The sequence below is a fragment of the Halomonas sp. NCCP-2165 genome (assembly GCF_023708045.1).
Taxonomy (GTDB): Bacteria; Pseudomonadota; Gammaproteobacteria; order Pseudomonadales; family Halomonadaceae; genus Bisbaumannia; species Bisbaumannia pacifica.
Genome location: NZ_BRCY01000021.1, coordinates 12,883 through 24,221, shown reverse-complemented (window position 1 = coordinate 24,221; position 11,339 = coordinate 12,883). Strand labels below are relative to the sequence as shown.

The 11,339-nt window shown below is 68.5% G+C and carries 7 protein-coding genes and 3 tRNA genes; all 10 read right to left on the bottom strand.

What is annotated here, in order from left to right; all coding sequences use genetic code 11:
* Positions 1-93: 93 nt before the first annotated feature.
* The 10 genes from nadA to purL all read right to left on the bottom strand — a co-directional run bounded on the left by nadA (position 94) and on the right by purL (position 11,306).
* Positions 94-1,122: a quinolinate synthase NadA gene (nadA, locus tag NFU04_RS11680; RefSeq protein ID WP_251309600.1), complete on the bottom strand. Its 1,029-nt coding sequence runs from the start codon at positions 1,120-1,122 to the stop codon at positions 94-96.
* Positions 1,123-1,323: 201 nt separating this feature from the next.
* A tRNA-Lys gene (locus NFU04_RS11675) sits at positions 1,324-1,399 on the bottom strand.
* Positions 1,400-1,434: 35 nt separating this feature from the next.
* Positions 1,435-1,510 (bottom strand) — tRNA-Lys (locus tag NFU04_RS11670).
* Positions 1,511-1,552: 42 nt separating this feature from the next.
* Positions 1,553-1,628 (bottom strand) — tRNA-Lys (locus NFU04_RS11665).
* A gap of 62 nt (positions 1,629-1,690) precedes the next feature.
* A complete protein-coding gene (gene rluB / locus NFU04_RS11660; protein ID WP_251309599.1) occupies positions 1,691-2,542 on the bottom strand; it encodes a 23S rRNA pseudouridine(2605) synthase RluB in 852 nt (283 codons plus the stop codon).
* Positions 2,539-3,399, bottom strand: coding sequence for an SMC-Scp complex subunit ScpB (scpB, locus tag NFU04_RS11655; protein ID WP_251309598.1), 861 nt, complete (start codon positions 3,397-3,399; stop codon positions 2,539-2,541). The genes rluB and scpB overlap by 4 nt, the downstream gene beginning before the upstream one ends.
* On the bottom strand, positions 3,396-4,328 hold the full coding sequence (locus tag NFU04_RS11650; RefSeq protein ID WP_459382088.1) for a segregation and condensation protein A: 933 nt from the start codon (positions 4,326-4,328) through the stop codon (positions 3,396-3,398). The genes scpB and NFU04_RS11650 overlap by 4 nt, the downstream gene beginning before the upstream one ends.
* 85 nt (positions 4,329-4,413) lie before the next feature.
* Complete coding sequence (locus NFU04_RS11645; RefSeq protein WP_251309597.1) at positions 4,414-6,219, bottom strand: DEAD/DEAH box helicase; 1,806 nt, start codon at positions 6,217-6,219, stop codon at positions 4,414-4,416.
* 248 nt (positions 6,220-6,467) lie between these two features.
* A complete protein-coding gene (locus NFU04_RS11640) occupies positions 6,468-6,986 on the bottom strand; it encodes an AmiS/UreI family transporter (protein ID WP_251309596.1) in 519 nt (172 codons plus the stop codon).
* Between the two features lie 402 nt (positions 6,987-7,388).
* Positions 7,389-11,306, bottom strand: a complete 3,918-nt coding sequence (purL, locus tag NFU04_RS11635; RefSeq protein WP_251309595.1) for a phosphoribosylformylglycinamidine synthase — start codon at positions 11,304-11,306, stop codon at positions 7,389-7,391.
* Between the last annotated feature and the right edge of the window lie 33 nt (positions 11,307-11,339).

Sequence of the window (11,339 nt, the reverse complement as noted above, 5' to 3'; positions counted from 1 at the left end):
CCGCCAGTCGTCACGGCATAGGAAGCACGGCAAAAACCAAGGAGCCCCGCAGGCATTAACCTGCGGGGCTCCTCGAGGCTTGGCGCTTGACGCTTACTTCTGGAAGTTAAGCATCCGCTCCAGGGGCTTGAGGGCGGCCTGGCGCAGGGCATCGTCGACGAAGATCTCGCCGCCGCCGTCGCGCAGGGCGCCGGCCAGGTTGTCCAGGGCGTTCATGGCCATCCAGGGGCAGTGGGCGCAGCTCTTGCAGGTGGCGCCATTGCCGGCGGTAGGTGCCTCGAAGAGGGTCTTCTCCGGCACCGCCTGCTGCATCTTGAAGAAGATGCCCCGGTCGGTGGCCACGATCAGCTTGTCCTGGGGCAGCGCCTTGGCCGCCTTGATCAGCTGGGACGTGGAACCCGCCACATCGGCCAGCTGCACCACCGCCTCCGGCGACTCCGGATGCACCAGCACCGCCGCCTCGGGGTAGAGGGCCTTGAGGTCCTCGATGCCCTTGGCCTTGAACTCCTCGTGGACGATGCAGGCGCCATCCCAGAGCAGCATGTCGGCGCCGGTCTGCTTCTGGATGTAGCCGCCCAGGTGCTTGTCCGGCGCCCAGAGGATCTTCTCGCCCCTGGCGTGCAGGTGTTCGATCACGTCCACGGCGATGGCGGAGGTCACCACCCAGTCGGCGCGGGCCTTCACCGCCGCCGAGGTATTGGCATAGACCACCACGGTGCGGTCGGGATGCTGGTCGCAGAAGGCACTGAACTCGTCCGCCGGACAGCCCACGTCCAGGGAGCAGGTGGCCTCCAGGGTGGGCATCAGCACGCGCTTCTCCGGGGAGAGGATCTTGGCGGTCTCGCCCATGAAGCGCACCCCGGCCACCACCAGGGTGTCGGCCTGGTGGCGGGCGCCGAAGCGGGCCATCTCCAGGGAATCGGCCACGCAGCCGCCGGTCTCTTCGGCGAGCTGCTGGATGGTATCGTCGGTGTAATAGTGCGCCACCAGGACGGCGTTGTTGGCGTTCAACAGGCGCTTGATCTCTTCGACCCGCGCCTCGTCCTCGGCGGGAATCCGCGTGGGGCAATAGGCTCGAGCCAGATGCTCGCGCACCTCGGCCCGGGAAGTCATGATCGTCATCGTGTCTACCACTGTGACTGGCAGGGGCTCCCCCTGCGCTGTGCCAGTTGCGTCGAGCGATCGCGCTCCGCGACCCTCGCGCTCCCAGGGCCCGCCGTTGCGTCTACCACAGTGGCCGGCCCAGCTCCCATTCTAGCCCAGATGCCCGGCTAGACTGCAACAAAAACGCCCCCGCGAGGTGCGGGGGCGTTTTCGAGAATCTGGTGGGTCGTGTAGGATTCGAACCTACGACCAATTGGTTAAAAGCCAACTGCTCTACCAACTGAGCTAACGACCCCTGTCACCATGCCGAAGCAGGGTGAAGTGGCGGTGTGGTGGGTCGTGTAGGATTCGAACCTACGACCAATTGGTTAAAAGCCAACTGCTCTACCAACTGAGCTAACGACCCGCCGCCGGATCGTCGGCCATCGACCCTGCTCAGGGGAGTCGATGGTGGGTCGTGTAGGATTCGAACCTACGACCAATTGGTTAAAAGCCAACTGCTCTACCAACTGAGCTAACGACCCGCCGACAGGGCGCAGATATTACTGAGTCACCGCGCCCAAGGCAAGGGTTTCGATAAATTTTTTCAGCGCTTGTGGCCGGAGCGCGGGCGCCGCACCCCCTGCACCGGACGCCGCTTGTTCTTGTCGCGGCTCCAGCGATTCTTCTCGTCGGGGGTCAGCTCCGGCACCTTGCGCGCCTCCAGCCCGGCCAGGGTGGCCAGATCATCCACCTCGGCCTGGGTCAGCTCGGTCCACTCGCCGGCCTTGGCCCGCTTGTCGAGGAAGATATTGCCGTAACGCACCCGCTTGAGGCGGCTCACCGTCAGTCCCTGGGACTCCCACAGACGACGCACCTCCCGGTTGCGGCCCTCCATGATCACCACATGGAACCAGGTATTGATGCCCTCGCCGCCGAACTCCTGGACGTCGGTGAAACGCGCCGGGCCGTCCTCCAGCATCACCCCTTCGACCATCTGCTTGATCTGGGGCTTGGTCACCTCGCCCATGACGCGTACCGCATACTCCCGCTCCACCTCGGTGGAGGGGTGCATCAGGCGGTTGGCCAACTCGCCGTCGGTGGTGAACAGCAGCAGGCCACTGGTGTTGATATCCAGGCGGCCGATGGCGATCCAGCGCTCGCCCTTGAGACGCGGCAGCCGCTCGAAGACGGTACGCCGCCCCTCGGGGTCCTTGCGGGTGCACAGCTCGCCTTCCGGCTTGTTGTACATGATCACCCGGCGCGGGGTCTCGTCGGCACCGCGCAGGGTCACCGGACGCTGGTCGAAGCTGACCTTGTCGCTCGGCTCGATGCGGTCGCCCAGGGTGGCCACCTTGCCATTGACGCTGACCCGGCCATCGGCGATGGCGGCCTCCATCTCGCGACGCGAGCCCAACCCGGCCCGGGCCAGTACCTTCTGCAGTTTTTCGCTACTCATGAGTCATCGATCTCATCGGTTGAGTGTGACGCACCCGGGCGCTCGTCATCCTCGACGGTCGCTCGCTGGCGGGCGCGTTCGGCAAGGCGAGCCTGCAGATCGCTGAAGCTCAGGCCCTGCCCGTGGGACGCCGTCTCGGCGTGTGTGGCGTCGGCCATCCCGGCCGTCGCATCCTTCTCTTCCTGTTCGCGGGGCTCGTCGGTGGCATCGGCCTCCGGGGCCTCGATCTCGTTGCCTTCCATGTCGGTGGCATCGGCCTCGTCCGTCGCCGCCGGGCCCGGCGGCTCGTCCTCCGGCACGCTTTCCTCGCCCCAGTCATCGCGATCGGCCAGCTCGTGCATGGGCGGCAGGCTATCCAGGGTCTTGAGGCCGAAGTCGTCGAGAAAGGCGCGGGTGGTGGCATAGACGGCCGGGCGCCCCGGCACGTCACGGTGCCCCACCACGCGAACCCAGCCCCGCTCGGTGAGGGTGCGCATGATCGAGCTGCTCACCGCCACGCCGCGCACCTCCTCGATATCGCCGCGGGTCACCGGTTGACGATAGGCGATCAGCGCCAGGGTCTCCATCAGCGCCCGGGAATAGCGCTGGGGACGCTCGTCCCAGAGCCGCGAGACCCAGGGCGAGAGCCGCGAGCGAATCCGCAGCCGGTAGCCGGAGGCGGTCTCGATCAGCTCCAGGGCGCCCCGCTCGTGGCGCAGGCCGAGGCGCTCCAGGGCCTCGCGCAGGGCCCGCCGGGGCGGGCGCTCATGCGCATCGAAGAGGCCCTCGAGGCGCTCCAGGGCCAGCGGCTCCCCCGCGGCCAGCAGGGCCGCCTCGAGGATCTCGTCCAGGGCATCGGGAAATTCCATGGCGGTCATGGCGTCGACTCATCCTCGAAGGCGCTCTCGCCTCCGTCTTCCGGGGCTTGGGGGTCGTCGGCGAAGGCCGCTTCCTCCGCCTCGTCGTTCGGCGCCGCCCTGGCGCGCACATGAATCGGCGACAGGGGCGCGTTCTGCACGATCTCGATCAGCGCCTCCTTGGCCAGCTCGAGGATCGCCATAAAGGTCACCACCACCCCGGCCCTGCCCTCCTCCAGGGTGAACAGGGCCTCGAAGGGGGTGTAATGCTCGTGCTCGAGGCGTTCCATGATGCGCATCATGCGCTCCCGGGTGGAGAGCACCTCGCGGCTGATCTGGTGCGACTGGGTCAGCTCGGCGCGCCTGAGGATACCGGCCAGGGCGCCGAGCAGCTCGTCGAGCTCCACCTCGGGGTGGATCACCCGGGTCTCCAGGCTCGGCGGCTCGGCATGGGCCGGGAACCAGTCGCGGCCCTGGCGCGGCACCTCGTCCAGGGACTCGGCGGCCTGCTTGAGACGCTCGTACTCCTGGAGGCGACGAATCAGCGCCGCCCGGGGGTCCTCTTCCTCCTCGTCGCCCTCCGCCTTGGGAGGGCGCGGCAGCAGGGTCCGCGACTTGATCTCCGCCAGCATCGCCGCCATCAGCAGGTACTCCCCGGCCAGTTCGATCTCCAGGGCCTTCATCAGCTCCACGTACTCGATGTACTGGCGGGTGATGGCGGCCACGTCGATGGCGAGGATATCCAGGTTCTGGCGGCGGATCAGGTAGAGCAGCAGGTCGAGCGGCCCCTCGAAGGTCTCCAGGAAGACCCGCAGCGCCTCGGGGGGAATGTAGAGGTCCTCGGGGAGCTGGGTGATCGGCTCGTCGAACAGCCGCGCCAGCACCTCCGCCTGTGCGGCGGCCGCTGGTTCCTGGCTGGTCGCCTGCTCCGCGCCGACTGTCTCGCTCACGCCCTGCCCGTCCGGTTGCGTTCAGCCGGCCAGTCTACCAAGAGAGCCGCGCGGGAGATAGCGAGGGGCCTATCGGAGACTCGAGCTACTCCGCCGCCTCGGCACGGCGATAACGGCCCACGTAGTCGAACAGCTTCTCGCGCACCTGCCAGTGGCGGCCCACCTTGCGCCCCACCACGAAGTCCGGGTGACGCAGGCGACGCCGCTCCGCGATCACCGCCTCCGGGGTGGTGGGGCGCCAGTCGCTGCCCGGGGCGCGCAGGTGCTCGCGCAGAAAAACAGCGGCGAAGGCGCCACGCTGGGCCGGGGTCTCCAGGGCGAACCATTCGCCGAGCGTAGCGCCGTCCTCGTCGTGGTAGGTCACCTTGAGGCGCGGCAGGCCGCGGCCATTGACGACGGCCTCGAGCCGCATGCCGCTGACCCTGAGCACCCGGGCGTCCTTGAGACGCAGCGCCGCCTTGAGCTTGTCGTCGGCATCCACCAGCAGGGTCTCGCAGCCATGACAGCGGCGGGCGGCGATATCGTTCTCGGCGCCACAGTCGCCGCACACCTTGAAGCGAAAGCGGAAGTCGCACTGCTGGCGCTTGCCTGAGTCGTCCTCGACCAGCCCCTGGCAGCGGCGCCCGAAGTGCTCGATCACCAGGTCGCCGTCGCGCTTGCCCCAGAAGAGGTTGGCGTGACCGCAACGGGGGCACTCGACCTGCACCGGTTCGCTGTCGGCGTCCGGCTTCGGCGAGCCTACCTCGGGGGCATAGAGGTCCCAGGGATTGCCGGCATAGTCGAGGATCAGGCAATCCGTCTTGCCCGGCGACAGGCGCAGCCCGCGGCCGACGATCTGCTGATAGAGGCTCACCGATTCGGTGGGGCGCAGGATGGCGATCAGGTCCACATGGGGCGCATCGAAGCCGGTGGTGAGCACCGCCACGTTGACCAGGTACTTGAGCTCCCGGGCCTTGAAGGCGGCGATGATCGCCTCCCGCTCGGCGGAGGGAGTCGCCCCGGTGATCAGCGCCGCCTCGTCCCGGGGCAGGTAGCCGAGGACCTCCTCGGCGTGGGCCACGCTGGCCGCGAACAGCATCACCCCCTGGCGCTCACGGGCCCGCGCCACCACCTCGGCGATGATCCCCGGGGTGGCACGGTTGCCCGCCGCCACCCGGTTGAGCTCCTCCTCGCGGAACCGCCCGCTCGACGCGGGCACCAGACGCGAGAAATCGTAGCGCTCGACGGCGGCATCCACCCGCCGCGGCTCGGCCAGGTAGCCCTGCTTGACCATCAGCCGCAGGGGCTGCTCGAAGACGCAGTCGCGGAACAGGCAGTCCGCCTCGCCACGCACCATGCCGTGATGATGGCGGTGATAGATAAAGCCCTGACCCAAGCGGTAGGGGGTCGCGGTCAGGCCCAGCACCTTGAGGCCGGGATTCTGGGCACGCAGGTGATCGATCACCCGGCGGTAGCCGGAGGCCTTCTCCTCCGCGACCCGGTGGCATTCGTCGATCACCAGCAGGGTAAAGGCGCCCTGCCCCGGCACCGGCGCGGTGAAGGCGTCCAGGTTCCTGACCACCGACTGCACCGAGCCGAAGACCACCTGGCGGCCGCTCTCCTTGCGGCCCAGGCCGGCGCTGAAGATATCCGCCTGGCGACCATAGGCGAGGAACTTGGCGTGGTTCTGTTCCACCAGCTCGCGCACATGGGCCAGCACCAGCACCCGCCCCCGGGCCAGGCGCGCCAGCTCGGCGATCACCAGGGACTTGCCGCTGCCGGTGGGCAGCACCACCACGGCGGGGTCGTCACTGCCGCGAAAATGCTCGACCACCCGCGAGACCGCCTGCCGTTGATACGGCCGCAGGCTGGGAGGGCTGGCGAAAACGTCGGAGGAAAGGGGCGCGGTCATGGCAGGACCCTGGCAAGCGAGGCCGCCATTCTAGCGGCTCGCCAGGGGCCGACCCAAGTCAGCGGTGGGCCGGGCGCGTTCCAGGCCCTCAGGGCCCCGGGACGCGCCAGGACGACCCGGGGAACGAAGCCGGTAACCGTCAGGGTCAGCCGTGATGCGCCATTGTCCTGACCAAGGTCCTGCGGCCTGGGCCTCCTCGGCTGGCTATCCCCCGAGCCCCCCTGCCGGGGCCGACTGCAAATAATTGGTTAAGCCAGCAACAGGCCCTGCAGCAGCAGGTAGCCGGGCAGCCAGGCGGTCACCAGGCCCTGGGCCAGGGCGGTGCGCGCCATCAGCGGCTGCAGTTGGGGACGATGGCAGAGCATCAGGTAGAAGCCGAACCAGAGCAGGGCCCAGGCCAGCCAGTTGAGCCCCGACCACCAGCCCCAGAGCCCTTCGGCCACCGCCAGTTGCTGCAGCCCGGTGGGCAGGGCGGTCAGCGCCACGAAGAGGCAGAAGTAGCCCAGGCCATGACCGGAGCTGCCGTTGCGGCGATTGATGGCCACCCACAGATAGGTGAAGGCGAACAGCAGGGTCATGGCCGCGGTGCGCACGCTGGCCGCATCGGCTCCCGGCCCGAAGGCGGCATAGGCCGCCACCGCCAGGCTGACGCCTCCGGTAAAGAAGTTGATCACCTGGATCTCGCGGTCCTCGATGCGCCCCAACATCCACAGGCCATTGAGCACCAGCACCGCGCCCACGTAGAGCAGACTCAGTCCCTCATGCACCTTTGCATTCTCCCGGCTCGGGGCGCCAACCCCATGCCGGAGCCCCTCTTGCAAACGCCCTTATAGCCGCAAGCAACGACCCCGGCAAGAGTTTTGTGGAAATAGATTCCATGCCTTCTCCCGGATAGCAAAAAGGCGGCCCGAGGGCCGCCTTCGTTGAGGTCGAGAGGGGCTTAACCCACCCAGGCCCGGGCCGGGTGTGGTGATAGCGGAACAGCCACAGCCAGGCGGCGTCTTTGCCTTAACCCACCCAGACCCGGGCCGGGTGTGGTGATAGCGGAACAGCCGCAGCCAGGCGTCGTCCTTGCCTTAACCCACCCAGACCCGGGCCGGGTGTGGTGATAGCGGAACAGCCGCAGCCAGGCGCCGGGGCGCTCCCTAGGAGAGCGCCTTAACCCGGCCTTAACCCACCCAGACCCGGGCGTTGCGGAACAGCCGCAGCCAGGCGCCGTCCTGGGTCCAGTCGCCGGGCCGCCAGGAGTTGGTGACCGCCCGTACCACCCGCTCCGGGTGGGGCATCATGATGGTGACCCGACCGTCCGGGGTGGTCAGGCCGGTGATGCCGGCGGGGGAGCCGTTGGGGTTGGCCGGGTAGCGGCTGGTGACCTGGCCGTAGTTATCCACGTAGCGCAGCGCCACCTGGCCGCCGCCCTGCATGGTGCGCAGGTGACCGCTGTCGCGGAACTCGGCACGGCCCTCGCCGTGGGCCACGGCGATGGGCAGCCTCGATCCCTCCATCCCGGCCAGCAGGATCGATGGGCTCTGCTCCACCTGGACCATGGCCACCCGGGCCTCGAACTGCTCCGACTCGTTGCGCACGAAGCGCGGCCAGGCCTCGGCACCGGGGATCAGCTCCTTGAGCTGGGAGAGCATCTGGCAGCCATTGCAGACGCCGAGGGCGAAGCTGTCGTCGCGCTGGAAGAAGCCGGCGAACTGCTCGCGGGCCTGGGCATTGAAGAGCACCGACTTGGCCCAGCCGCCGCCGGCGCCCAGGACGTCACCATAGGAGAAGCCACCGCAGGCCACCAGCCCCTTGAACTGCTCGAGGGTGACCCGCCCCTCGAGGATATCGCTCATATGCACGTCGACCGCCTCGAAGCCGGCCTTGTCGAAGGCCCAGGCCATCTCCAGGTGACCGTTGACGCCCTGCTCGCGGAGGATCGCCATGGCGGGACGGGCGGTGTTGATAAAGGGCGCGGCGATATCCTCGTCGATGGCGAAGCTCGGCTCGGCACTGAGTCCCGGGTCGCGGTCGTCCAGCAGACCGTCGAACTCGCTCTTGGCGCACTCCGGGTTGTCGCGCAGCGCCTGCAGCTGGTAGCTGGTCTCGGCCCAGGTGCGCTGGGCCAGCAACCGGGTGGTCTCGAGCAGCGGCTCCTCGAAGAGGGTGACCCGCACCTGGTCGTCGTAGCGGGGCCGGGCGATGACGCCGCAGGTCTCGATGCCGGCGGCGGCGAACTGGGCCAGCACCTCCTCGGTGTGGGCGCGGCTGACCTGTATCACCGCCCCCAGCTCCTCGGCGAAGAGGGCATTGACCGCCTCGTGGGGCTCGTCGATCAGCCAGTCGAGCTTGATCTCCAGGCCGGCATGGGCGGCGAAGGCCATCTCCAGCAGGGTCACCAGCAGGCCGCCGTCGCTGCGGTCGTGATAGGCGAGCAGCTTGCCCTCGGCGTTGAGGCCCTGGATCACCGCGAAGAAGGCCTTGAGGTCTTCGGCATCGTCCAGGTCGGGACAGTCGTCGCCCACCTGGCCATAGACCTGGGCCAGGGCCGAGCCGCCCAGGCGGTTCTTGCCGCCGCCCAGGTCGATCAGCAGCAGGTCGGATTCGTCCTGCTCCAGGTCGATCTGCGGGGTCAGGGTCTTGAGGGCATCGGTGACCGGGGCGAAGCCGGTGATCACCAGCGACAGCGGCGAGGTGATGCTCTTCTCCTCTCCTTCCTCCTGCCAGGCCGTGCGCATGGACATGGAGTCCTTGCCCACCGGCACGGCGATGCCGAGTGCCGGGCAGAGCTCCATGCCCACGGCGTGGACGGCGTCGTACAGCGCCTGGTTCTCGCCGGGATGGTCGGCGGCGCTCATCCAGTTGGCGGAGAGCTTGATATCGGAGAGCGCGGCGATGGGCGCGGCGGCCAGGTTGGTGATCGTCTCGGCCACCGCCAGGCGGGCGCTGGCGGCGGGATCGATCAGCGCCACCGGGGGCCGCTCGCCCATGGCCATGGCCTCGCCGGCATGGGTATCGAAACTCGCCGTGGTCACGGCGACATCGGCCACCGGCACCTGCCAGGGGCCGACCATCTGGTCGCGGGCCACCTGGCCGGTGATGGAGCGGTCGCCGATGGTGATCAGGAAGCTCTTGGAGGCCACGGTGGGCAGGCGCAGCACCCGATCCATGGCCTCGCGCAGGTCCAGGTTGTCGAGCATCACGCCGGGAAGCTCGCGGGTCTCGCGGGAGAACTCGCGGGTCATCTTCGGCGGCTTGCCGAACAGCACGCTCATCGGCAGATCGACGGGCTTGGACGCGAAGTGGCCGTCGCGCACCTCGAGGTGGTGGGGCTCGGTGGCCTCGCCGACCACCGCATAGGGGCAGCGCTCACGCTGGCACAGGGCGTCGAAAGTGTCGAGGTCCTCGGGGGCCACCGCCAGCACATAGCGCTCCTGGGCCTCGTTGCACCAGATCTCCAGGGGGCTCATGCCCGGCTCGGCGTTGGGCACGGCGCGCAGGTCGAAGAGGCCGCCGCGCTCGCCATCCTTGACCAGCTCCGGCAGGGCATTGGAGAGGCCGCCGGCGCCCACGTCATGGATAAAGCAGATGGGGTTCTTGTCACCCAGGGACCAGCAGCGGTCGATCACCTCCTGGGCGCGACGCTCGATCTCGGCGTTGTCGCGCTGCACCGAGGCGAAATCCAGGTCGGCGCTGGAGGCGCCGGAGGCCATGGAGGAGGCGGCGCCGCCGCCCAGGCCGATCAGCATCGCCGGGCCGCCCATCACGATCAGCTTGCCGCCCACCGGGATCTCGCCCTTCTGGACGTGCTGGTCGCGGATATTGCCGTAGCCGCCGGCGATCATGATCGGCTTGTGGTAGCCGCGGCGCTCGATACCGCCCGCCCCCAGGGCGTCCTGCTCATAGGTGCGGAAGTAGCCGGTGAGGTTGGGGCGCCCGAACTCGTTATTGAAGGCGGCCCCGCCGATGGGCCCTTCCAGCATGATCTCCAGGGCGTTGACGATGCGCTCCGGCTTGCCGTAGTCGAAGGCCTCCCAGGGCTGCACGAACTCGGGGATGCGCAGGTTGGAGACGGTGAAACCGGTCAGCCCCGCCTTGGGCTTGCCGCCGATGCCGGTGGCGCCCTCGTCGCGGATCTCGCCGCCGGCGCCGGTGGCCGCGCCGGGATAGGGGGCGATGGCGGTGGGGTGGTTGTGGGTCTCCACCTTCATCAGGATCTGGATCGGCTCCTCGACGGCGGCGTAGCGGGCCCGCTCGCCTTCGACACCGGTCAGCGGCGCGGCGAAGAAGCGCGGCGCGGTGGTGCCCTCGATCACCGCGGCGTTGTCGCTGTAGGCGGAGAGCACCTTGCCCGGCGAGGCCTGGTGGGTGTTCTTGATCATCTTGAACAGCGAGTGGCTCTGGGCCTCGCCGTCGATCAGCCAGTCGGCGTTGAAGATCTTGTGGCGGCAGTGCTCGGAGTTGGCCTGGGCGAACATCATCAGTTCGACGTCGGTGGGGTTGCGTCCCAGCTCCTGGAAGGCCGCCAAGAGGTAGTCGATCTCGTCATCGGCCAGGGCCAGGCCCAGTTCGCCATTGGCGGTCGCCAGGGCTTCCCGGCCGCCGCTTAGGATATCCACGCTGCCCAGGGGGGCCGGCTCGTGGTGGGAGAAGAGCTTGGCGGCGTCGGAGGCATTGGCCAGCACCGCCTCGGTCATGCGGTCGTGGAGCACCGCCTGGATGCCCTCATAGGCCGCCTCGGAGAGGGTGCCGCTCAGCTTGACCCGGTAGGCGATGCCCCGCTCCAGGCGGCGCACCTGGCTCAGGCCGCAGTTGCGGACGATATCGGTGGCCTTGGAGGACCAGGGCGACTGGGTACCGATGCGCGGCACCACCAGGAAGAGGTGACCCTCGCGGCCGCCCTCGTCCCGGGGGGCGCCATAGTCGAGCAGGCGCTCGAGCACCGCCAGCGCCTCGGCGCCGAGGTCGCCGTCGTGGTCGACGAAGTGCACATAGTCGGCATGCAGGGATTCGACCTCGGGCACCTGTGCACGCAGGGTGGCCAGCAACTTGGCATGACGGAAAGCGGAAAGGGCAGGCGCACCGCGCAGTTCGAGCATGTCGATCGAGCCTCTGAGAGATAGCGAAGAAAT

Excerpts from the sequence above, each read along its gene's own strand:
- rluB (WP_251309599.1), bottom strand. The coding sequence starts at position 2,542 with ATGAGTAGCGAAAAACTGCAGAAGGTACTGGCCCGGGCCGGGTTGGGC.
- scpB (WP_251309598.1), bottom strand. The coding sequence starts at position 3,399 with ATGACCGCCATGGAATTTCCCGATGCCCTGGACGAGATCCTCGAGGCG.
- nadA (WP_251309600.1), bottom strand. The coding sequence starts at position 1,122 with ATGACGATCATGACTTCCCGGGCCGAGGTGCGCGAGCATCTGGCTCGA.
- purL (WP_251309595.1), bottom strand. The coding sequence starts at position 11,306 with ATGCTCGAACTGCGCGGTGCGCCTGCCCTTTCCGCTTTCCGTCATGCC.
- NFU04_RS11645 (WP_251309597.1), bottom strand. The coding sequence starts at position 6,219 with ATGACCGCGCCCCTTTCCTCCGACGTTTTCGCCAGCCCTCCCAGCCTG.